Source organism: Aeromonas sp. CA23, assembly GCF_002587065.1.
GTDB classification, from domain to species: Bacteria; Pseudomonadota; Gammaproteobacteria; order Enterobacterales; family Aeromonadaceae; genus Aeromonas; species Aeromonas bestiarum.
The window spans coordinates 1,947,970-1,968,759 of sequence record NZ_CP023818.1; the positions used below are offsets into that span (position 1 = coordinate 1,947,970).

The 20,790-nt window shown below is 62.8% G+C and carries 21 protein-coding genes; 9 read left to right on the forward strand and 12 right to left on the reverse strand.

What is annotated here, in order from left to right:
• The first annotated feature begins 24 nt into the window (after positions 1–24).
• The 4 genes from CK910_RS09320 (at position 25) to CK910_RS09335 (ending at position 2,816) form a co-directional block, all read left to right on the forward strand.
• Complete coding sequence (locus tag CK910_RS09320; protein WP_042869446.1) at positions 25–942, forward strand: ABC transporter ATP-binding protein; 918 nt, start codon at positions 25–27, stop codon at positions 940–942.
• The gene (locus tag CK910_RS09325; protein ID WP_042869444.1) at positions 939–1,712 is read left to right on the forward strand and encodes an ABC transporter permease; all 774 of its coding nucleotides are present in this window, start codon (positions 939–941) and stop codon (positions 1,710–1,712) included. The genes CK910_RS09320 and CK910_RS09325 overlap by 4 nt, the downstream gene beginning before the upstream one ends.
• 152 nt (positions 1,713–1,864) lie before the next feature.
• A complete protein-coding gene (locus CK910_RS09330) occupies positions 1,865–2,284 on the forward strand; it encodes a MauE/DoxX family redox-associated membrane protein (protein WP_098982461.1) in 420 nt (139 codons plus the stop codon).
• Positions 2,285–2,288: 4 nt separating this feature from the next.
• Positions 2,289–2,816, forward strand: coding sequence for a rhodanese-like domain-containing protein (locus tag CK910_RS09335; protein ID WP_098982464.1), 528 nt, complete (start codon positions 2,289–2,291; stop codon positions 2,814–2,816).
• A gap of 84 nt (positions 2,817–2,900) precedes the next feature.
• Here the strand turns inward: CK910_RS09335 and CK910_RS09340 are convergent, their stop codons facing one another.
• From CK910_RS09340 to thpR, 10 genes are all read right to left on the reverse strand, one after another.
• A complete protein-coding gene (locus tag CK910_RS09340; protein WP_098982466.1) occupies positions 2,901–4,277 on the reverse strand; it encodes a cation:dicarboxylate symporter family transporter in 1,377 nt (458 codons plus the stop codon).
• 144 nt (positions 4,278–4,421) lie between these two features.
• Entirely contained in the window at positions 4,422–4,772 is a 351-nt protein-coding gene (locus CK910_RS09345; protein WP_098982468.1) for a putative quinol monooxygenase, read from the reverse strand.
• A gap of 24 nt (positions 4,773–4,796) precedes the next feature.
• Positions 4,797–5,654, reverse strand: coding sequence for a pantoate--beta-alanine ligase (gene panC, locus CK910_RS09350; protein WP_098982471.1), 858 nt, complete (start codon positions 5,652–5,654; stop codon positions 4,797–4,799).
• Between the two features lie 106 nt (positions 5,655–5,760).
• Entirely contained in the window at positions 5,761–6,555 is a 795-nt protein-coding gene (gene panB, locus CK910_RS09355; RefSeq protein ID WP_043138776.1) for a 3-methyl-2-oxobutanoate hydroxymethyltransferase, read from the reverse strand.
• A gap of 63 nt (positions 6,556–6,618) precedes the next feature.
• Entirely contained in the window at positions 6,619–7,125 is a 507-nt protein-coding gene (gene folK / locus CK910_RS09360; RefSeq protein WP_098982474.1) for a 2-amino-4-hydroxy-6-hydroxymethyldihydropteridine diphosphokinase, read from the reverse strand.
• Positions 7,125–8,579, reverse strand: coding sequence for a polynucleotide adenylyltransferase PcnB (gene pcnB / locus CK910_RS09365; protein WP_052159080.1), 1,455 nt, complete (start codon positions 8,577–8,579; stop codon positions 7,125–7,127). The genes folK and pcnB overlap by 1 nt, the downstream gene beginning before the upstream one ends.
• Positions 8,580–8,713: 134 nt before the next feature.
• On the reverse strand, positions 8,714–9,649 hold the full coding sequence (gene gluQRS, locus CK910_RS09370; protein ID WP_172955281.1) for a tRNA glutamyl-Q(34) synthetase GluQRS: 936 nt from the start codon (positions 9,647–9,649) through the stop codon (positions 8,714–8,716).
• A gap of 113 nt (positions 9,650–9,762) precedes the next feature.
• Positions 9,763–10,212, reverse strand: coding sequence for an RNA polymerase-binding protein DksA (dksA, locus tag CK910_RS09375; RefSeq protein WP_033137830.1), 450 nt, complete (start codon positions 10,210–10,212; stop codon positions 9,763–9,765).
• Positions 10,213–10,331: 119 nt separating this feature from the next.
• Positions 10,332–11,075, reverse strand: a complete 744-nt coding sequence (gene sfsA, locus CK910_RS09380) for a DNA/RNA nuclease SfsA (RefSeq protein ID WP_098982476.1) — start codon at positions 11,073–11,075, stop codon at positions 10,332–10,334.
• A gap of 46 nt (positions 11,076–11,121) precedes the next feature.
• The gene (gene thpR / locus CK910_RS09385; protein ID WP_098982479.1) at positions 11,122–11,649 is read right to left on the reverse strand and encodes an RNA 2',3'-cyclic phosphodiesterase; all 528 of its coding nucleotides are present in this window, start codon (positions 11,647–11,649) and stop codon (positions 11,122–11,124) included.
• Positions 11,650–11,806: 157 nt separating this feature from the next.
• On the opposite strand from thpR, the gene hrpB reads away from it, so the two are divergent.
• From hrpB to gloA2, 3 genes are all read left to right on the forward strand, one after another.
• Positions 11,807–14,266 carry an ATP-dependent helicase HrpB gene (hrpB, locus tag CK910_RS09390; protein ID WP_098982481.1) on the forward strand — a complete coding sequence of 820 codons (2,460 nt, stop codon included), beginning with the start codon at positions 11,807–11,809 and terminating at the stop codon, positions 14,264–14,266.
• Between the two features lie 147 nt (positions 14,267–14,413).
• On the forward strand, positions 14,414–16,729 hold the full coding sequence (gene mrcB / locus CK910_RS09395; protein WP_098982484.1) for a penicillin-binding protein 1B: 2,316 nt from the start codon (positions 14,414–14,416) through the stop codon (positions 16,727–16,729).
• Positions 16,730–16,774: 45 nt separating this feature from the next.
• Positions 16,775–17,176 (forward strand): SMU1112c/YaeR family gloxylase I-like metalloprotein, encoded by a 402-nt coding sequence (gene gloA2 / locus CK910_RS09400; protein ID WP_098982487.1) that lies wholly within the window; start codon positions 16,775–16,777, stop codon positions 17,174–17,176.
• An 81-nt stretch (positions 17,177–17,257) separates the two neighbouring features.
• On the opposite strand, the gene CK910_RS09405 is transcribed toward gloA2, so the two are convergent.
• Both CK910_RS09405 and CK910_RS09410 read right to left on the reverse strand, forming a co-directional pair.
• Positions 17,258–17,578 (reverse strand): SMR family transporter, encoded by a 321-nt coding sequence (locus CK910_RS09405; RefSeq protein ID WP_042869414.1) that lies wholly within the window; start codon positions 17,576–17,578, stop codon positions 17,258–17,260.
• Positions 17,566–17,979 (reverse strand): SMR family transporter, encoded by a 414-nt coding sequence (locus tag CK910_RS09410; protein ID WP_080741178.1) that lies wholly within the window; start codon positions 17,977–17,979, stop codon positions 17,566–17,568. Before CK910_RS09410 ends, CK910_RS09405 begins: the two co-directional genes overlap by 13 nt.
• Before the next feature lie 157 nt (positions 17,980–18,136).
• Here CK910_RS09410 and CK910_RS09415 point away from each other — a divergent pair, with 157 nt between their 5' ends.
• Positions 18,137–19,018 (forward strand): LysR family transcriptional regulator, encoded by an 882-nt coding sequence (locus tag CK910_RS09415; RefSeq protein ID WP_043141706.1) that lies wholly within the window; start codon positions 18,137–18,139, stop codon positions 19,016–19,018.
• A gap of 125 nt (positions 19,019–19,143) precedes the next feature.
• Entirely contained in the window at positions 19,144–20,724 is a 1,581-nt protein-coding gene (locus tag CK910_RS09420; RefSeq protein WP_043141709.1) for a DUF3369 domain-containing protein, read from the forward strand.
• Positions 20,725–20,790 lie beyond the last annotated feature (66 nt).

The following is a 20,790-nucleotide window of genomic DNA, read 5'->3' on the forward strand; positions in this document are numbered from 1 at the left end:
GGATCCGCCATCACAGGGGTTGCAATGAACGCACTGGAAATCAGCGGCCTGAAAAAGACCTATCAGGGGGGCGTCGAAGCCCTTAAAGGCATAGATCTGACCGTCAAGCAGGGGGATTTCTTCGCCCTGCTCGGCCCCAACGGGGCAGGCAAGTCCACCACCATCGGCATCATCAGCTCGCTGGTGAACAAGAGCGCCGGCAAGGTGAAGGTGTTCGGCTACGACATAGACAACCAGCTGGAGCAGGCCAAGGCCCAGCTCGGCCTGGTGCCGCAGGAGTTCAACTTCAGCCAGTTCGAGAAGGTGAGCCAGATCGTCATCCATCAGGCCGGTTTCTATGGCGTGCCCAGAGCCGAAGCCAAGATCCGCGCCGAGAAGTACCTGCGCCAGCTCGATCTGTGGGACAAGCGCGACATGCCGGCCCGCACCCTCTCCGGTGGCATGAAGCGCCGGCTGATGATAGCCCGCGCCCTGATGCACGAGCCCAGACTGCTGATCCTGGACGAACCGACCGCCGGGGTGGATATCGAGATCCGCCGCTCCATGTGGACCTTCCTCAAGGAGCTCAACGAGCAGGGGGTCACCATCATACTCACCACTCACTATCTGGAAGAGGCCGAGATGCTGTGCCGCAACATCGGCATCATCGACAAGGGTCGGCTGATTGAAAACACCAGCATGAAGAAGCTGCTCGGCAAGCTGAGCCGCGAGACCTTCATGCTGGATCTGGCACCGGGCTCCGCCGTGCCGAACGTGCCCGAGTTCAACGGCCGCATGCAGGACGAGCGCACCCTGGAGGTGGATCTGGACAAGAGCCAGTCCCTCAATAGCCTGTTCGAGCAGCTGTCGGGCCAGCAGGTGCAGGTACTGAGCATGCGCAACAAGGCCAATCGACTGGAAGAGTTGTTCGTCAGCCTGGTCGAGGAGGGGAGAAAAGCATGAATCTGACCACTTATTACATCGCCTTCAAGAGCATTCTGGCCAAGGAAGTGAGCCGCTTCACCCGGATCTGGATCCAGACCCTGGTGCCGCCCGCCATCACCATGAGCCTCTATTTTGTCATCTTCGGCAACCTCATAGGTTCGCGCATCGGTGACATGGGGGGCTTCAGCTACATGGAGTTCATCGTGCCCGGCCTCATCATGATGTCGGTGATCACCAACTCCTACTCCAACGTCGCCTCCTCCTTCTTCAGCGCCAAGTTCCAGCGCAACGTGGAGGAGCTGCTGGTGGCGCCTGTGCCCAACTACGTCATCATCGCCGGTTACGTGGGTGGCGGCGTGGCGCGCGGCCTCTGCGTTGGCCTCATTGTCACCCTGGTGTCGCTGTTCTTCGTGCCGCTGCAGATCCACCACCTGTTCAGCGTCTGCTTCACCGTGCTGCTGACCGCCATCCTCTTCTCGCTGGGGGGCCTGATCAACGCCGTGTTTGCCAAGACCTTCGACGACATCAGCATCATTCCCACCTTCGTGCTGACGCCGCTCACCTATCTGGGCGGGGTCTTCTACTCCATCAGCCTGCTGCCCCCCTTCTGGCAGGGGGTCTCCCAGGTGAACCCCATCATCTACATGGTGAACGCGTTTCGCTACGGCTTCCTCGGCATCTCGGACGTGCCGCTCGGCACCGCCTACCTCATCATCATCGGCTTCATCGTGGCCCTCTACGGTCTGGCCTGGTGGCTCATCTCCCGCGGCACCGGGCTGCGGCACTGAGTCCTACTCAAAACGGGGCGTCCATGCGGGCGCCCCGTTTATTTCTGCGTTGCCTTGCAAAAAATGAAAACAGTGGCGTGAGCCGCCGTCGAACTCATTGCGACTCAGTCGGGAAGGGTTAGAATCTATCTCTCTCTATAAAGAGGTAGCCCATGCCCGCGTATTTGCGCATGCTGGCCAACCTGGCCCTGGGGGGATTCTTCGTGGCCTCGGCGGCTTTCAAGCTGGCATCCCCCGCGTTGTTCGTCGAGCAGATCGGTGCCTTCGGCCTGATCTGGTCGTCGCTGATCCCGGCAGTTGCCTGGGGGCTGATCGCGCTTGAGCTCTGCGCGGGAGTGGCGGTGATCGCCAACTTGCGCTGGGGGCTCTGGCTGGTGATGGCGCTGCTGGCCCTGTTTATTCCTGTGTTGGGCTATGGCGTCGCCATCGGGCTCGACATCGCTTGTGGCTGTCTGGGCCGTGCCGATCTCGGCTCGCTGCCACAGGCCATAGTGCGGGATCTGCTGCTACTGACGCTCGCGGGCGCCCTGCTGCGACGCTCCCGCCCCGTTTCAATCGTTAGCAAGGAGTAGTGACATGATGAGATTGCGATCCCGCACCCTGGTTGCCTCGCTGATCGCCGCCAGCTTTGCCCTGAGTGGCTGCGGTGACAATCAGTTCGAGCAGGAGACCAAGCTGGAGCAGGCGGCGGTGCAGCTTGCCCAGGAGGCCCAGCAGGGGGGTTATCAGCTGTTGACCGTGGCCGAGCTGAAGACCCGGATGGACAAGGGGGAGGAGCTGGTGATCATCGACACCATGCCCTATGAGGACGCCTTCAAGAAGGAGCACATCCCGGGGGCCAAGAACTTCGTCTTCGTGAAAGAGGCCAAGTCAGGCGACAACTGGAGCCAGATCGTGGAGGGGAGCGGCACGCCTGAACAGTTCCAGACGTTGCTGGGGGACGACAAGACCCGCCCTGTGGTGATTTACTGCGGTTTCGTCAAGTGCGGCCGCAGCCACAACGCCGCCGCCTGGGCCGTGACCCAGGGCTATCAGCAGGTCTATCGGGTACCGGGCGGCATCTTCGCCTGGAAAGGCGCCGGTTACCCCGTCACGGCCGAGTAAACGCGCCCTGCCAACAGGGGCAGAACCGCTGAAAAGAAGAAGCCCGCCATTGCGGGCTTCTCTCATATGGCGTGGTCTACAGGGTTAGCTGGCGGCCTGCGGCTGTTCCCGCGTCTGCACCGTCTCCACTTTGGCCAGCTGTTGTTTGCCCAGCAAGCGCTTGGTAATCATAGCCGCCATGATGGAGCCATTGACGTTGAGGGCGGTACGGCCCATGTCCACCAGCGGCTCTATGGCGATCATCACCCCCACCAGCGCGATGGGGAAGTTGAGGGTGGAGAGCACGATCAGCGCGGCGAAGGTGCCACCACCGCCGACGCCCGCCACCCCGATGGAGCCGAGCGCAATCACCGGCAGCAGGGTCAGCAAGAACAGGGGATCAAACGGATTGATGCCGAGCATGGGGGCAATCATTGCCACCATCATGGCCGGATAGATGCCGGCACAGCCATTCTGACCCAGATTGGCACCAAACGATGCGGCAAAGTTGGCTATGCTGCTGGGCACGCCAAGGCGCTGCTGGGTCTCGATGCTGAGGGGGATGGAGGCGGCGCTGCTGCGGGAGATAAAGGCGAAGGTGAGCAGGCCCCACACTTCCCGCAGATAGTGCAGCGGGTTCTGGCCGATCAGCAGCAGGATCACCATGTGCACCGCAAACATCGCGAGAATGGCGACGTAGCAGACCAGAATAAAGCCGAGCAGATTGAGGATCTCGCTCAGGGGATAGTGGGCCACCACCCGGGCGATGAGCGCCATCACGCCATAAGGGGTGAGCGCAATCACCACCCGCACCATCTTCATCACCCACAACTGCAGGGTATCTATGGCCACGGCGGCGCGGGCACCGGCCTGCGGGTGTTCCGCCTTCATCTGCAGCAGGGCAACCCCGGCCAGCACGGTGAAGATCACTACCCCGATCACAGAGAGGGCGCGGCTACCCGCCATGTCGGCGGCAAAGTTGGTGGGGACCAGCGAGAGCAGCAGGGCGGGCAGGGTCTGGGCGCTGTCGATGGTGCTCATGCTCTGTTGCAGGGCTGCGCTGTCGCTGCCGTGGCTCAGCAACCCCTCGGCGGTGAGGCCGCTCAGGTGGGTGATGGTCATCCCCACCAGACCGGCAATCATCACCAGGGTCAGCATGGCGCCAATCAGCAGGGCGCTGATCTTGCCGAGAGACTGGGCCTGCTCCAGCTTGTTGATGGCGGAGAGAATGGAGGTGAATACCAGCGGCATCATCACCACCTTGAGCAGGCTGACATAGCCGCCACCGACGATATTGACCCACTCCAGGGTCTGCTGGACACCGGCATCATCGGCGCCCCAGCCCAGTTGCAGACCGAGGCCAAACAGCCCCCCCAGCACCAGACCGGCGAGCACCTTGCGCGACAGCGGCACCCCGGCGGGCAGCCGGGTCAGGGCGAAACAGAGCAAACAGAAGAGCAACGAAGCAAACAAGGTAAACATAAATAAACACCTGTAGCGGCCATCAGGGCCGATTGTGGACAGAGAGAGCAGAGGGTGCGAGCAGGGTCGCAAGGGAAAACGCCAGATTGCAGGCGTGAAAAAGCAGCGGACGCCCAAAGGGGCGTCCGCTGGCAATCAGGGGAATTACTTCTTTACGGGGGCGTCGTACTGCTCGGGTTCGTCGCTATAGACACAGACGTTCCACTTGGCGGCCAGACCCTCATCGGCCAGGCAGTAACGTTCGAAGAAGGCTTTGATTTCCGCGCGCTGGCAGTGGGCTTCGAAGCTGGCCATATCTTGCCAGATCTCGTTGAAGACGATGGGGAAGCTCTCCCCTTCGGCAAACGGACTGGCGATGTGGCGGGTCACCCGATACTGCAGACAGCCATCTTCGCGCAGGGTATTGGGCTCGAGGGCCTGCAGCACCTGAAACAGGGCCTGTTCCTGACCGGGCTTGGGCAGGAACTGGGCGATGCAATAAACCTTCTTGGACATGAGACTCTCCTGGTTGTGGCTGATTCAGGCTTGCTGAAGCGTGACCACTCGGTTGTCGATGAGGCGGGCCTTGCCGAGATAGGCCGCCATCAGGATCACCAGTTGCTGGCTCTGCTCGGTGGCGGATTCCAGGGTCACGGCATCGACGATGTCGATGGCATCGGTGCGAAAACCGGCGTTGTCGAGGCGCTGGCTGGCCTGCGCCACCAGGGAGGGCAGGTGGTGATCCCCCGCTTCAATCTCTCCGGCGATCCAGTTCATGGTGCTTGCCAGCTCGGGGGCCAGCGCCCGCTCGGCCGCGGTCAGATAGCCGTTGCGCGATGACAGCGCCAGCCCGTCCTCGGCCCGCACCGTGGGCACGCCAACGATCTCGATGGGCATGGCCATGTCGGCCACCATCTTGCGAATGAGCGCCAGCTGCTGGTAATCCTTCTGGCCGAAGCAGGCCACGTCAGGCTGCACCAGGTTGAACAGCTTGGTGACGACTGTGCTGACACCGCGGAAGTGGCCCGGACGCAGCGCCCCTTCCAGCAGACCGGAGAGACCCGGCACCTCGACGAAGGTCTGGCTGGCCAGCCCCTGCGGATACATGATCTCCGGGGTCGGGGTGAACACCAGATCCACGCCGGCGCTCTCCAGCGCGGCGCAATCCTGCTCCAGGGTGCGCGGATAGTTGACGAGATCCTCCGCCTTGTCGAACTGCATGGGGTTGACGAAGATGCTGACCACCACCTTCTCGGCGTGGCTGTGCGCCTCTTTCACCAGGGTCAGGTGTCCCTGATGCAGGTTGCCCATGGTGGGCACGAATGCGATGGCACGCCCTTCACGGCGCCATTGGCCGATCTGTTCACGCAGAGCGGCAGGATTGTTAACGACCAACATCGGCAGTTCACCTTCGGAAATATCAAACAGAGGAAAGGGGTTGCATCGGCGGGAAAGGGATGGCGAAACGGGGGCCTGTGCCCCCGCTCTCATCCATACCGCCGGATCAGTTGAAGCAGTGTTCGGGGCCGGGGAAGGTGCCCTCGCTCACCTGCTGCACATAGAGCCGGATGGCGGCATGCATGTCGCCGGTTTCGGCCAGGAAGTTCTTGGTGAACTTGGGCACGTAACCCGAGGTGATACCGAAGGCATCGTGCATCACCAGGATCTGGCCATCGGTGGCGGGACCGGCACCTATGCCGATCACCGGGATGCGCAGCGCCTTGGTGATGCGCTCGGCCAGGGCGACCGGCACGCACTCGAGCACCAGCATCTGGATGCCGGCTTCCTGCAGGCAGAGCGCCTGGCGGTAGATCTCCTGGGCCTGGAACTCGTCGCGCCCCTGCACCTTGAAGCCGCCAAACACATGGACGGATTGCGGGGTGAGGCCGAGGTGGCCACAGACAGGCACGCCATTGCGAGTCAGGTGGCGAATGCTGTCACACAGCCAGTCGCCCCCTTCCATCTTCACCATGCGGGCACCGGCGGCCATCAGCCGGGCTGCGTTCTGGTAGGTCTGATCCGGGGTGGCATAGCTCATGAACGGCATGTCGGTCACCACCAGCGCATTGGTGGTGCCGCGCACCACACAACGGGTGTGATAGACCATCTCATCCATGCTGACCGCCAGCGTGTCCTGGCCCCCTTGCAACACCATGCCCAGCGAATCGCCGATGAGCAGCACGTGGGCGCCCTCGTCGTCGAACAGCTTGGCGAAGCTGGCATCATAGGCGGTGATGGCGGTGATGCGTTGCCCTTCCTGCTTCATCTTCAGCAGGCTGGCGGTGGTGATCTTGCTCATAACGTTGCTCCTACTCGCCGCGTGTGTCCGTGAGGATCACAAGGGCGTCGATGGCTCTGCTCATCAGGGTTCCCCAAGTGCTGCCACGGGGGCAATGATGGCAAGATCATTGTGCGGGCAGCGGGCAACCAGTTGTGCGAGCGGGGTGCCGCAGGGCAGCACCAGAGCGGGCGCAATCTCGGCAAAGGGCAGCAGCACGAACTCCCGCTCCTTCATGCCGTAATGGGGAACGACGAGGCGCTCATGCCTGATGATCCGATCGCCATAGAGCAGCAGATCGAGATCCAGGGTTCTGGGGCCCCAACGTTCATCCTTGCGCACACGTCCCTGTTCCAGCTCGATTTTTTGCAGTTGATCCAGCAAGGCCAGGGGGCCGAGCCGGGTGTCCAGCCGTACCACGGCATTGACGTAGTCCGGCTGATCCGCAGGGCCCATGGGGCGACTGCTGTAAAACGAGGAGGCCTGTTGCAACTCGGACTCCGGCAGCGCCGCCAGTGCGACCACGGCGCGGCGGGCCTGGCCGAGCGGATCAGCCAGATTGGAGCCGATGGCAACGAAGACCTCGGTCATTACTCGGCCGCTTTCGGCTTGCGACGACGGGGGCGACGACGGTTGCGGCTGTTGCTGTTACCGCTGCGCTTTTCGTCGGTCGCAGGTGCGCGTTCACCGCCCCGGGTCGCTTCCCGTTGCAGTTGCGGGCGCACGTCCGGATTGGATTCCACATAGCGTTCCCACCAGCTGGCGAGCTCGCCGAGGCCGCGCTCGACCCGGTTGCGCAGCAACAGGAAGTCGTAGGCGGCGCGGAATTTCGGGTGCTCCATGGCCCGCTCGGGGTGACGACCCTGACGGCGGGTCAGTCGCTGTTGCAGTGCCCAGATGTCGCGTACATCCGTGGTGAACCGGCGCGGTACGGCGATGATCCGCACCTGATTGTCCAGCACCTCGTTGATGGCCAGCATGAAGGCGTCGTGCCAGGGCAGGCCGCTCTCGTTTTCCAGCACGCGGGCGCGGGCTTCGACACAGCCCCACAGCAGGGTGGCGTAGAGGAAGGCCGGGGTGACTCGCTTGTCGGCCCGTACCCGGGTGTCGGTATCGAGCAGCGCCAGTTCGATGAACTGCTCGAACGGCGAGGTGCCGTGGGGTGTGAACAGGGCGGCCACCTGCGGGAACAGCGGCTGGAACAGCCCGTATTCGCGCATCAGCTTGTAGGTCGCCAGGCCATCGCCAGCCAGGAACAGCTTGAGGGTCTCCTCAAACAGGCGGGCGGCGGGGATGTCCTGAAGCAGGGATGCCAGCTCTTTGATGGGGGCGGCGCTGCGCGGGCTTATGGTCATGTCCAGCTTGGCGGCGAAACGCACGGCGCGCAGCATGCGCACCGGATCCTCGCGATAGCGGGTCTCGGGGTCGCCGATCAGCTCCAGCTTGCGCTGGGCGAGGTCCTCGATGCCGCCCTCGAAATCGTGCAGGGTGAAATCCCTGGCACTGTAATAGAGGGCGTTGACGGTGAAGTCGCGACGCTCGGCATCCTCTTCTATGGTGCCGTAGACGTTGTCGCGCAGCAGCATGCCTTCATCAGACTGGGCCGACACATGCTTGCTGGTATTGACCTGATGGTGGTGACCCCGGAAGGTGGCCACTTCGATCACGTCACGACCAAAGACGATGTGGGCCAGGCGGAAGCGGCGGCCGATCAGGCGGCAGTTGCTGAACAGAGCCTTGATCTGCTCCGGCGTCGCGTTGGTAGCGATGTCGAAATCCTTTGGCGTCTTCCCGAGCAGCAGATCCCGGACACCCCCGCCGACCAGGTAGGCATCATAGCCACCCTTGTTCAGGCGATAGAGCACCTTGAGCGCATTCTCGCTGATCTCTTTGCGCGAGATGGGGTGCTGGTCACGGCTTAAGGTACGGCGTTGCCCGGTTACGTGGGCCGGGATGGGAGACTCCACCGACTGCTCGCCGTCTTCCTTGCCGAGCACCTTGCGGCAAAAGTTTGCGATCTGGGAAAAAATGGTACACCTCTTCATGACTTCAAATTGACGGGAGGCCAAAAAATAGCGGCCTATCATAGCTCAGGCCTGACCAAATGAAAAACGATGTGGTTCATTCAAAAAGTTCAGGCTTGGCTAACCAAAAAACTGTGTTGTCCATGTCAGCGCGCTCAGGCCTGACCCAATGCAAAGCCCGGTGTTCCCTGTTCCAGGCTGATCTTCTCTCTGGCTGGAACCCGGTCGAGCCGCCAGTGGGCAATGCCCCAGCCGATGATCTCGTCAATGCGGCTCGCCATCAGCTCGGGGGGCGGGCACTGGCCGAGAAAGTGCAGCGCCTGCCACAGGGCCGGCCTGACCTCGTCCAGCGCCAGTGCCGGCGCATGGTTCTGCTTGGACAGCTTGTGGCCATCCGCCAGCACCGCCAGTGGCAGGTGCACCCAGGCGGGTACGCTGGCCCCCAGCGTCTGGTAGAGGGCAACCTGGCGCACCGTGGGCTCCAGCAGATCGGCACCGCGCACTATCTCTGTGATGCCGCTGTCCATGTCGTCCACCACCACCGCCAGGTTATAGGCGTAGAGGCCATCCCGGCGGCGTATGATGAAGTCCTCTTCGGCCAGCGCCGCAGGAACCGCAATGCGGCCCTGCAACCCATCCTCGAAATGGTAGACCGGATGGTGCTGGCGCAGCCGGGCGGCGCATCCCTCGGCCCCGAGACCAAGCTCACGACAGTGGCCGAGGTACAAGCCGCCGCCCGCCATGATCTCGCGCCGGGTACAGCGGCACCAGTAGAGATCGCCAGCCTGATAGAGCTGCCCGATGATCTCGTCATAACGACCATGACGCCGGCTCTGGTACATCACTTCCCCATCCCACTCCAGGCCATGGGCCGCCAATGTCTGCAGTATGAGCGGGGCGGCACCGGCCATCTCCCGCGGCGGATCTATGTCTTCGATCCGCACCAGCCAGCGCCCCTGTTGCGCCCTGGCCTGCAAGAAACTGCCGAGCGCCGCAATCAGGGAGCCAAAATGGAGCGGGCCTGACGGGGAGGGGGCAAAGCGACCTGTATAGGGGCGAGTCTGGGGTGACGGGACTGTATTCACGGGCATGGCAATCAGGGCAAGCGATTTATTGAGGCTGCATTCTGGGACGCCCAGACCAAAAGCTCAATAAAAAAGGGAGCTCGCAAGCTCCCTTTTTTCAGTTATGCCAGTGGTCGGTATCAACCGGCCATCTGTTTTTCCTTGATTTCAGCGAGTGTCTTGCAGTCGACACAGAGGTCGGCTGTCGGACGGGCTTCCAGACGACGGATACCGATCTCGATACCGCAATGCTCGCAGTAACCGAAGTCATCGTCTTCAAGCAGCACCAAGGTCTTCTCGATCTTCTTGATCAGCTTGCGTTCACGGTCGCGGGTACGCAATTCGAGAGCGAACTCTTCTTCTTGCGCGGCGCGATCCACGGGATCCGGAAAGTTGGCTGCCTCATCCTTCATGTGGTCAACGGTGCGGTCAACTTCCTGCATCAGTTGGTTGCGCCAGGCTCCCAGGATCTTGCGAAAATGTGCCTTTTGTTGGTCATTCATGTACTCCTCACCCGGTTTTTCCTGGTAAGGCGCCACACCCGCAATGGCCAGGGGGCCCAGAGATTTCCTGTTTTCGCCTGTTGGCATGCCCTGTCTCCTAATTCAGCACGCTACCCGTGCCATCCATAAATTGAGGGCGACATCTATAGCAGAAGGGTAACGCGTAGGCAAACAAGCCGTACCAATTATGTTACCCATCCCAACATTTATTCGCTGCCCTCGGGTAGCAGGTGACAAGATTCAAACGGGATAAAATCTTGGGCCACCATGCTCTGCACCCCAACATGGGGTCGATAGCATAAAATTTCAACCCCTGCCGCAATTGCTTGCTCAATAAGCAGACTATAGTGCGGATCTATGTGTGCTGCAGGGCGCATTCTCACTATTCCAGAGTGCAAAACCATAAATAGCAGCACGGCTCTGTGCCCTGCCGCCTTCATGGCCATCAATTCACGCAAATGCTTGGCGCCTCGGCTGGTGACCGCATCGGGAAAGTAGCCCATGCCGGCTTGCTCGCGCTCATCGAGCAGGGTCACGGATTTCACCTCTATGTAGCATGAGGGCCTGTGGTCATCCTCCAGCAGCAGGTCGATGCGACTGTTCTCTTCGCCGTATTTCACTTCTGTGCGCAGCCTGGCGTAGCCGGCGAGCGGGGCCAGCGCTCCCTGTTCGATCAGCTCGCGGGCTATCTGGTTGGCGCGCGCCGTGTTGACGCAGATGAAGTGCCCCGCCGGGCTCTCGGCGATTTCCCAGCTGTGGGGCAGCTTGCGCTTGGGGTTGTCGGAGGTGGAGTACCAGACCCGGGTGCCCGGTTCGGCGCAGCCGGTCATGGCGCCGGTATTGGCGCAGTGGATGGTGATCTGCTCGCCATTGTCGAGCAGCACGTCGGTCAGGAAGCGCTTGTAGCGGGAGATGAGCTGCCCGGATTGCAGGGGGGGATCGAAAATCATGGTGCTGTTCTCTCTTTTATAGGCAGGAAGCGAGGCCGATCGACTGTCACGACGCCATCTTCTCTCTGGCGCGTAGGGGCCAGCAGGCGAGCGGCTCATAGCGAACCCCGTCCGGGGTGGCAATGGATTGATAGAGGCAGAAGTGATCCGCTTGCAGCAAAAAATCCGGCGCCGGCAAGGTGTCGGGTGCCTCGCCCGCCTTGCGCGACAGGGTGACGTGGGGGCGATAGCCCTGCTCGCCGTTGCCAAGCCCCAGCTTCTCGCCGTGGCGGCGCAGCGCCCTGGCCAGCACGTTCAGCTCGTTCGGCCAGTCACCCGGTCCCACCCAGGCCGCCTTGGCACGGCTGAACCAGCCGGTCTCATCCAGCCTGATGGTCAGCGGCGGACAGTGCTGCCGCTCGGCGGCGGCCATCAGGCGGGCAGTGGTGACCTGATCTGCTTCACCGAGAAAGGCCAGCGTCAGGTGGAGGTTGGCTTCGGGGACCGGCTGGCCCGGCCAGGGGCGCTGGTCACGCCAGTCGATCAGCTCGGGGGCGAGCCGGTGCAGGGGCAGGGCAAAGAAGAGTTTGGCCATTTCTGGGGAGTGTGCCTTTTTACGCTCATGACATGGCCCCCATTCTATGGCAGCCGTGGTGGTCATGTCTCGCTGGCGACATCTGCTCACGGTGGTGGCGGATGCTATGGCAGAATGGGCGCCGTTTTTAAGGTCATCACAGAAGGTGCTCGTCGCTTTGTCCCAACTCCCCATAGTGTCCGTGTTGCCGGCGCTGTTTGCCGCCATCGACAGCCATGCCAGCGTGATCCTGCAGGCGCCGCCCGGCGCGGGCAAGTCGACCCTGCTGCCGCTGGAACTGGTCCGCCAGAACCGGCTGCCCGGTCGCATCATCATGCTGGAGCCTCGTCGTCTGGCGGCGCGCAACATAGCCGGCTTTCTGGCTCGTCAGCTGGGGGAGCAAGTGGGCGAGCGCATCGGCCTGCGGGTAAGGGGCGAGAGTCGCACCAGTGCCCGGACCCGACTCGAGATCGTCACCGAGGGGGTGCTGACCCGGATGCTGCAGCAGGATCCCGAGCTGGCGGGCGTGTCGCTCGTCATCTTCGATGAGTTCCACGAGCGCAGCCTGCACGCCGATACCGCTCTGGCCTTTGCCATCGAGAGCCAGCAGGGGCTGCGGGACGATCTCAAGCTGCTGATCATGTCCGCCACCCTGGATGGCATGGCGCTGGAGAGCCTGTTGCCCTATGCCCCCGTCATTCGTTCCGAGGGGCGCGGCTTTCCCATCGACTATCACTATCGCCCCATCAATCGCCAGCAGTGGCTGGAGCCGCAAGTCGGCGCCGTCGTGCTGGAGGCGCTGGCCAGCGGTGCCGGCAGCGCCCTGGTGTTCCTGCCGGGGCAGGGGGAGATAGAGCGGCTTGCCCAGTGGCTGGAGGGACTGCTGCCGGATGACGTGCGCCTCGCACCGCTCTATGGCCGTCTCGACATGGCGGCGCAGCAGGCCGCCATCGAGCCGGCACCTGCGGGCCGCCGTAAGCTGGTACTCACCACCAATGTGGCAGAGACCTCCCTCACCATAGAGGGCATACGCATGGTCATCGACAGCGGACTGGAGCGGCGCGCCAGCTTTGATCTGAAAAGCGGCGTCACCCGGCTGGAGACCCGCCAGATCGCCAGGGCTTCCGCCACCCAGCGGGCAGGCCGCGCCGGCCGGCTCGGCCCCGGCGTCTGCTACCGGCTCTGGAGCGGCGAGGTGCAGGAGCGTCTCGCCGAGCAGAGCCCGCCGGACATACTGACCCAGGAGCTGACCGGCCTGCTGCTGGACGCCGCCCAGTGGGGCGCCAGGGTGGAGAGCTTGCCACTGCTGGACATGCCCCCCGCCGCCGCCGTGGCCAGCGCCCAGCGGCTGCTGGTCAGCCTGGGCGCCATGACGCCCGAAGGTGAGCAACAACTTACCCCCGCCGGCCGTGCCATGGCGGCCTTTGGCACACATCCCCGGCTGGCGCGCATGCTGCTGCGGGCCCGCGCGCTGGAGGCCGAGGGTCTGACAGGGATTGTCGCCGATGCCGCTTTCCTGGTGGCGCTGCTGGAAGAAGATCTGCGAGGATCTGAACGCCTCTGTGTGCTGTTTCACCGCCGGCTTGGCGCTCTGCGGCAGGGGGCGGCCCGCTGGTTCGAGCGCCTCGGTGTCAGGTCTGGCGCGTCACAACGTCAGGCACAGGGGCAGTGGCTGGGACTGCTGTGCGCCCTCGCCTGGCCGGACAGGATCGGCAAGTTGCGCAGCGGTAGCCGCTATCAACTCAGTGGTGGGGTGAGCTGCGATCTGGTAGAAGGTCACCCATGCCAGGGACAAGGGGCCCTGATCGCCATCGAGATGGGGCAGAACGATCGTGGCAGCCGCATCTTCATCGCCGAGCCGGTGGAGCTGGACGAGCTGGCGCGTCAGTTGCCGGAGCTGGTGAGCGAGCGCCAGTGGTTCGACTGGGACGAACGGGAGGAGCGGGTGCGGGCCGAGCGCCAGCAGGTGATCGGCGAGCTGGTGCTGAGCCAGCGGCCGCTGACCGAGCTCTCCGATGAGCAGAAGGGGCGTTGCCTGCTGCAGGGGATCCGCCGCAAGGGGTTGCATGTGCTGCCCTGGGATGAACAGAGCGAAGGGCTGCTGGCCCGTCTGCGCTGCGCCCGTGACTGGTTGCCGGATGACGGCTGGCCCGCCATGGACGACGAAAGCCTGCTGGACCGGCTGGAAGAGTGGTTGTTGCCTGCCCTGAGCGGCATGACCCGGCTGGAGCAGCTGAAGCGGCTCAACCTCAACGACATCCTGCGTCAATCCCTGCCCTGGCCGCTGCCCAGACGGCTGGACGAGGCGCTGCCGAGCCACTTCACGGCGCCGACCGGCAGCCGGGTGCGCATTCGCTATCAGCCGGGTCAGGCTCCTGTGATCCCGGTGCGCATTCAGGAGATGTTCGGGCAAGGCACGACCCCCTGCGTGGCCGACGGCCGGGTGGCGCTGGTGGTGGAGCTGCTCTCGCCGGCCCAGAGGCCGCTGCAGATCACCGCCGATCTTGCCGCCTTCTGGGCCGGTTCCTACGAGCTGGTAAAAAAAGAGATGAAGGGGCGTTATCCCCGTCACTACTGGCCGGACAATCCGCTGGAGGCGATGCCGACCAAGGTGACCAAGAAGAAGATGGGCATCTAGCTGTGATTGGCGCAGCCTGAGTGAACCTGTGGATCACGGCCGTTCGACTAGGGCGCTGCGGGGTTAATCGGCCTGCGGCGCTCGCCAAGACCAATGAGATAATGACTACGCCCTCGATGGCGACATAACGAATAGCAAAGAGGATTCATGGCAACGCAACGACGCAAGCGCGCACCCAAGAAGGTGGCGCCCAAACGCACCATCTGGCGCAAGCTGTTCTGGCTTGGCTTCAAGCTCTCCCTGGTGGTGGCCGCCTTCATGGTGGTGTTTGGCATCTACCTGGATACCAAGGTGCGCGAGCGCTTCGATGGCGAGAAGTGGCAACTGCCGGTGATGGTCTACAGCCGTCCGCTGGAGCTCTACCCCAGCCAGCGCCTCTCCCAGACCCAGATGCTGCGTGAGCTCAACATGCTGAGCTACAAGCAGGTGCGCCAGCCTCACACGCCGGGCGAGTATGCGATCAACGGCAACCGCATCGAGCTTATTCGCCGCCCGTTCGCCTTCCACTATGGCGCCGACGGTGCCCGCGGCCTGCGCCTCACCTTCAACGGCGCGCGGCTGGAGGGGATCCAGTCGCTGGAGAACCAGCGCCAGCTCGGCTACGCCCAGATGGACCCTGTGCTGCTCGACCGCCTCAACACCGAGGATCGGGAGGATCGCCTGTTGGTGCGCATCGCCGAGGTGCCCGACAGCCTGCTGGTGACCCTGCTCACCACCGAAGATCGCGACTTCTACCAGCACGGCGGCGTCTCGCCGGTGGCCATATTGCGCGCCATGGCGGCCAACGTGCTGGCCGGTCGCACCGTGCAGGGGGGCAGTACCCTCACTCAGCAGCTGGCCAAGAACTTCTTCCTGACCCGCGAGCGCAGCCTGTGGCGCAAGGCGCAGGAAGCCTACATGGCGGTGCTGATCGACTATCGCTACAGCAAGGACGAGATCCTGGAGGCCTACCTCAACGAGGTCTATCTGGGGCAGAACTTCTCGCAAGGGGTGTACGGTTTCGGGCTCGCCTCCTATTTCTACTTCGGCATTCCGGTCAACGAGCTGGACATAGATCAGGTGGCGTTGCTGGTGGGGCTGGTGAAGGGACCTTCCTATTACGATCCCTGGCGCTTCCCCGAGCGGGCCAAGACCCGGCGTGACCTGGTGCTCAAGCTGCTGATGGATCACGGCAGCCTGCAACCGGCCGAGTACGAACTCGCCAGCAAGCAGCCGCTCGGCATCATCACCCGTGGCCAGATGAGCTATGGTCGCACCCCGGCCTTCATGGGCCTGCTCAAGCGCGAGATCCAGAGCCGTTTCGGCGCCGATCTGCTCAAGCAGTCCGGCCTCAAGATCTTCACCAGCCTGGATCCCATCGCCCAGCACGCCGCCGAACAGGCGGTGGCATCGGGTCTGACGCTCATCGAGAAGCAGCGCGGCAAGAAGAAGCTGGAGGCGGCCATGGTGGTCTCCGACTGGCACAAGGGCGAAGTGGTTGCGCTGGTGGGGGGACGGGATCCCCGCTACGCCGGCTTCAACCGGGCGCTGGATGCCCGTCGCCAGATAGGCTCCCTGGTCAAGCCGGCAGTCTACCTGACCGGCCTCTCCAACGGCCTGACCCTGGCAACCCCGCTGAAAGATCAGCCGATCCGCATCCGTGGCAAGGATGGCCAGATCTGGACGCCGCAGAACTACGATCGCAAGTTCCGCCAGAGCGTGCCGCTGATGGATGCGCTGGCCAGCTCCCTCAACGTGCCGACCGTCAATCTGGGTCTGCAGGTGGGGCTGGACAAGGTGGTGGATACCCTGCACAAGCTGGGGGTCGAGCAGGAGATCCAGCCCTATCCGTCGCTGGTGCTGGGGGCCGTGGCCCTGTCGCCCATGGAGGTGAACCAGATGTACCTGCCCATCGCCAACCAGGGGCTGACCCAGCCGCTGTCGGCGATCCGCGCCGTGGTCAACAGCGATGGCAGCACTCTCTATCAGCATGATCAGACCGCCAAGCGGGTCACCGACGAGCAGGCCAGCTGGCTGACCCTGTTCGCCATGACCAAGACGGTGAGCCAGGGCACGGCCCGCGCATTGAATGCCAAGTTCCCCGGCGCCACCATGGCGGCCAAGACGGGCACCACCAACGAGCTGCGCGACTCCTGGTTTGCCGGGCTGGACAACAACGAGCTGGTCAGCATCTGGGTGGGCCGTGACGACAACACGTCCGCCGGGCTGACCGGGGCCAGCGGTGCCTTGCAGCTCTTTAGCGGCTACATGAGCCAGCGTGGCGTCAACAGCCTGGCGCTGAAGATGCCGCAAGGGGTGAGCTGGGCCAACTTCTCCCGCGCCAGCGGATCCCGCGTGGTCAGCGACTGCCCGGGCAGCCTGCAGGTGCCGGCCAAACTGGCCGGACTGGCCGAGCCCATGAGCTGTGGCAGCCCTTCACCGCGCAGCGCGCTGGATGACTGGTTCGGCGGCTTCTTCAACTGATAGATGAAACGGGCAGCCCTGGCTGCCCGTTTGACTGGAGTGCATATGACTTTCCCGTTGTTTGACGCCATCCATCATGTGGCCATCATCGCCAGCGACTATGACCGTTCGCGCCACTTCTATCACCAGGTGCTGGGGCTGCCCATCCTGGCCGAGACCCTGCGCGAGGCACGCCAATCCTGGAAGCTGGATCTGGGCCTGCCCGATGGCAGCCAGCTGGAGCTGTTCAGCTTCCCGACGCCGCCCGCGCGTCCCTCGAGGCCGGAGGCCTGTGGTCTGCGCCACCTGGCCTTTCGGGTCAGCGAGCTCGACCGCGTCATCCGGCATCTGCAGATCCATCAGATCGAGGTGGAGCCGGTGCGGGTGGATGAACTGACCGGCAAGCGCTTCACCTTCTTCGCCGACCCCGATGGTCTGCCGCTGGAGCTGTACGAAACGGCCCGTTAGCCCGCTTGGTTGCCCGTAACCATTCGCAAAAAAGCCGCCCGGCGAACCGGGCGGCTTTTTTATTGTGTGAGCAAAAGGGAGTTAAGCCGTGGTCAGCAGCGCCACCGCGACGGCCATCACCACCATGCCGACCCAGCCGATGGGCTTGAGGCGCTCGCCAAACAGCAGCAGGCCCCCGAGCGCGGTACCGAGAATGCCGATGGCACCCCAGGTGGCATAGGCGACCGCCAGGTCGATCTTGCCGGTGCTCACGGCTTCCGAGAGCAGGGTAAAGGCGCACAGCACCAGCAGGATGCCGAGGAAGCCCCAGCCCTTGTAGCGGAAACCCACCGAGCGGTTGATCGCCATGTTGGCGCCTATATCCAGCAGGGCCGCGCCGAGCACGATAATCAACGGGTGCATGTGGCCTCCTTTATCTTGCTCAGGCTGGCCGTGCCACGTGGGCGGGCAACCGGCTCATCGTGGGTTTCACCCATTGTCACCATAACAATACCCACTATTGCCAGCACCAGACCTATCAGCTCCTGGGTACCTATGTCGTAACCCAGAAACAGGATGGAGACCAGGGTGATCAGGCCGATCCCCAAGCCTTCCCACAGTGCAAACGCAATACCAATGGAGATTGTTTTGGCGGCTTTGGCCAGCAGCAGATATGAGAAAGAGATGAGGATCCACATCGGCAGATAGTTGAGCCATCCGGCCTCGTTCTCCGGGATCAGGGCCATGCTGGAGGTGCCTGCCACCTCGGTCAGGATAGCGCCCGTCAAAAACATGCGAGCTAAGAGCATGCGACTGAATAACATAAAATTTCCTTCTGTGGCTGCGACGAGGGAGATGATAGCCGCAGTGAGACCGGGTGCAGCAATCGCTGAGCGTCGACTATTCAGACGCTGAAGGTTTGCCTTGCCGAGGAGGGGCGAGGTAATGTGAATATAGGATCCTCCGTCATCGGCCCCGGTCATGAAGCTTTATCAGATACAACTCTTTGTCGAGTCCGCCAGCAGCGGCTCCATCGCCAACACGGCGCGCCGTCTTGGCAAGAGCCGCAGCGCGGTCAGCACGGCGATCGCGGCACTGGAAGTTGAGCTTGGCGTCGAACTTTTTGAACGAGGGGCCAACCAGAGCCGATTGACCGAGATCGGCGAGCTGGTGCTGGATGACTGCAAGCGGCTGTTGCAGGCGGCCAACAGCCTCAAGCTCAAGTGCGAGCACTATGCCTCCGGTGCCGAGGTGGCGTTGCGGGTGGCGCGGGATGATGCCATCCCCGAGCTGGTCTGGCGCGACCTGCTGGGCGCGCTGCGCCGCCAGTTTCCAGGCACCAGTATCTCGCTGGTGCTGGCCTCGCCCCCCGAGCTGCCCGCCCTGGTGGAGGAAGGGTTTGTCGATGCCGCCTTTGGCCTCATCACAGAGGAGCAGGAGCGCAGTGGCCTCAACATAGATGTGCTCAATCCGATCCGCACCCTGATGGTGGTGGCGCCGAGCCACCCGCTGGCCAGCCTGAAGCGGGTGTTGCAGCAGGATTTGACCGGCCATACCCAGGTCACTCTCTCCTACGTGGATGAATTTTCGGTCAAGAGCCTGCTCCCCATCGGCGGCCAGCACATAGGCCTCTCCAGCTTCGAGTTGATGCGGGATGCTGTGCTGGACGGGCTGGGCTGGGCCGTGCTCCCTTCCCCCTTGATCCAGAGTCAGCTGCGGCAGGGGGAACTGCTGACCCTGAAACACAAATTCAGCCTGCAATGGCGCGATTATGGCGTCTATCTGTCGGAAAACGCCTATCATGGCAAGGTGCTGGCGTGGTTGAAGAAGGCAATTCAGGCCTATCTGGAGCCTTTCGAGTAAGCAGGCAAACCGGGCGTTCCAGGGCCGTTGACGAGGGGCTGAACGCAGCGGCTTCTTGTGATCCATCGCTGCCTGATGGTACATACTGTCAATACACTCATGCAGCGCCTGGAGGCGTGAACGATATGAGCAGTGCCCAAGACAAGGATGAGATCTGGCTGGATGACGACATCATCGAGCTGGACGATGATGAGGTCGTGGTGACCAAGGCGATCAACCCCTGGCAGGTACTGATCGTGGACGATGAACCGGATATTCATCATGCAACCCGGCTGGCACTTTCCAACATTCAATACAAATCCCGTCCCCTCGAACTCCTCAATGCCTACAGTGGTGCCGAAGCGGCCCGCATGCTGCTGGCCAACCCGCGCATCGCCCTTATCCTGCTGGATGTGGTGATGGAGACGGAAGATGCGGGGCTGCGGCTGGTACACCAGATCCGCAACGAGATGCACAACAGCCTGGTGCGGATAGTGCTGCGCACCGGCCAGCCCGGTCAGGCCCCGGAGCAGCGGGTGATCCTCGATTACGATATCAACGACTACAAGACCAAGACGGAACTGACGGTGCAGAAGCTCTACACCACAGTGATCGCCTCGTTGCGCTCCTACGAGACCCTCTGCGCCATCGACAAGAGCCGGCAGGGGCTAGGCAAGATACTGGAGGGGGCGGGGGATCTCTATCACCTTCATTCGCTTCGGGAATTTGCTTCCGGCGTGCTCAAGCAAATCAGCGCCATTCTGGATGTGGGCACGGAGGGGGCCATCTGCGTCGAACGCCGGCCGGGCACCCAGGAGCTGGAGATCCTGGCCGCCACTGGTGACTATGAATCCCTGCTCGACGAGGTGCCATTGAGCGCCTTTCCGGCTCTGCACGACTCTGTGATGAGTGCGCTCGCCAACCGCCGCAACCGCTTCGAACACCCGCAGGATGCGCTCTATATCGCCGCCCAGAACGGCCGTGAATTTGTGCTCAATTTTACGCCGACCCAGCCGCTCGATCCCCTCGAATGCGATCTGCTTGATGTGTTCTGTCAGCGGATTTCGGCTGCATACGACAACCTTTATCTCTACAACCAGCTGTTGCGCGCCCAGGAGGCGACCGTGGTGGCGCTGGCCGCGCTGGCGGAGTTTCGCGACTCGGATACCGGCGAGCACGTGCTGCGGGTGCAGAAGCTGTCCGATGCCATAGTGGCCGAGATGCAACAGGCAGGGGCCTACCCCGATGAGCTGACCCCCGGTTTTGTCGACATGATCGGCATGGCCAGCATACTGCACGACGTCGGCAAGGTCGGTACCCCTGACCACATACTGCACAAGCCGGGGCGGTTCGAGCCGGATGAGCGGCTCATCATGGAGCAGCATGCGGGCATAGGCGCCAACATCCTCTACAAGGCGGGCGAGATGGTCGAAGGCACCAGCTATCTGTCGCTGGGGGCCGAGATCGCCCGTGGACACCACGAGCATTTCGATGGCAAGGGCTATCCGGAGCAGCTGGCGGGGGAGGCGATCCCGCTGTCGGCCCGCATAGTGGCTGTGGTCGATGTGTTCGATGCCCTGCTCAGCCGGCGACCCTACAAGGAGCCCTGGTCGCTGGCGCAGACCATGGAATACATACAGTCCCGCTCGGGCAGCCAGTTCGATCCCCTGGTGGTACAGGCGCTCGATCGGCTGGTGGCGCAGTCACGATTGCCTTACGAGGTATGAACGCGTCAGTCTGAGCGTAAAAAAAGGGGCCATCAGGCCCCTTTTACTTTTGTCGCTGTAGCGATG

Excerpts from the sequence above, each read along its gene's own strand:
- sfsA (WP_098982476.1), bottom strand. The coding sequence starts at position 11,075 with ATGATTTTCGATCCCCCCCTGCAATCCGGGCAGCTCATCTCCCGCTAC.
- gluQRS (WP_172955281.1), bottom strand. The coding sequence starts at position 9,649 with ATGCCCGTGAATACAGTCCCGTCACCCCAGACTCGCCCCTATACAGGT.
- mrcB (WP_098982484.1), top strand. The coding sequence starts at position 14,414 with ATGGCAACGCAACGACGCAAGCGCGCACCCAAGAAGGTGGCGCCCAAA.
- CK910_RS09340 (WP_098982466.1), bottom strand. The coding sequence starts at position 4,277 with ATGTTTACCTTGTTTGCTTCGTTGCTCTTCTGTTTGCTCTGTTTCGCC.
- CK910_RS09405 (WP_042869414.1), bottom strand. The coding sequence starts at position 17,578 with ATGCACCCGTTGATTATCGTGCTCGGCGCGGCCCTGCTGGATATAGGC.
- CK910_RS09320 (WP_042869446.1), top strand. The coding sequence starts at position 25 with ATGAACGCACTGGAAATCAGCGGCCTGAAAAAGACCTATCAGGGGGGC.
- CK910_RS09345 (WP_098982468.1), bottom strand. The coding sequence starts at position 4,772 with ATGTCCAAGAAGGTTTATTGCATCGCCCAGTTCCTGCCCAAGCCCGGT.
- CK910_RS09325 (WP_042869444.1), top strand. The coding sequence starts at position 939 with ATGAATCTGACCACTTATTACATCGCCTTCAAGAGCATTCTGGCCAAG.
- thpR (WP_098982479.1), bottom strand. The coding sequence starts at position 11,649 with ATGGCCAAACTCTTCTTTGCCCTGCCCCTGCACCGGCTCGCCCCCGAG.
- panC (WP_098982471.1), bottom strand. The coding sequence starts at position 5,654 with ATGTTGGTCGTTAACAATCCTGCCGCTCTGCGTGAACAGATCGGCCAA.
- CK910_RS09335 (WP_098982464.1), top strand. The coding sequence starts at position 2,289 with ATGATGAGATTGCGATCCCGCACCCTGGTTGCCTCGCTGATCGCCGCC.
- pcnB (WP_052159080.1), bottom strand. The coding sequence starts at position 8,579 with ATGAAGAGGTGTACCATTTTTTCCCAGATCGCAAACTTTTGCCGCAAG.
- dksA (WP_033137830.1), bottom strand. The coding sequence starts at position 10,212 with ATGCCAACAGGCGAAAACAGGAAATCTCTGGGCCCCCTGGCCATTGCG.
- gloA2 (WP_098982487.1), top strand. The coding sequence starts at position 16,775 with ATGACTTTCCCGTTGTTTGACGCCATCCATCATGTGGCCATCATCGCC.
- CK910_RS09420 (WP_043141709.1), top strand. The coding sequence starts at position 19,144 with ATGAGCAGTGCCCAAGACAAGGATGAGATCTGGCTGGATGACGACATC.
- folK (WP_098982474.1), bottom strand. The coding sequence starts at position 7,125 with ATGACCGAGGTCTTCGTTGCCATCGGCTCCAATCTGGCTGATCCGCTC.
- CK910_RS09410 (WP_080741178.1), bottom strand. The coding sequence starts at position 17,979 with ATGTTATTCAGTCGCATGCTCTTAGCTCGCATGTTTTTGACGGGCGCT.
- CK910_RS09415 (WP_043141706.1), top strand. The coding sequence starts at position 18,137 with ATGAAGCTTTATCAGATACAACTCTTTGTCGAGTCCGCCAGCAGCGGC.
- CK910_RS09330 (WP_098982461.1), top strand. The coding sequence starts at position 1,865 with ATGCCCGCGTATTTGCGCATGCTGGCCAACCTGGCCCTGGGGGGATTC.
- panB (WP_043138776.1), bottom strand. The coding sequence starts at position 6,555 with ATGAGCAAGATCACCACCGCCAGCCTGCTGAAGATGAAGCAGGAAGGG.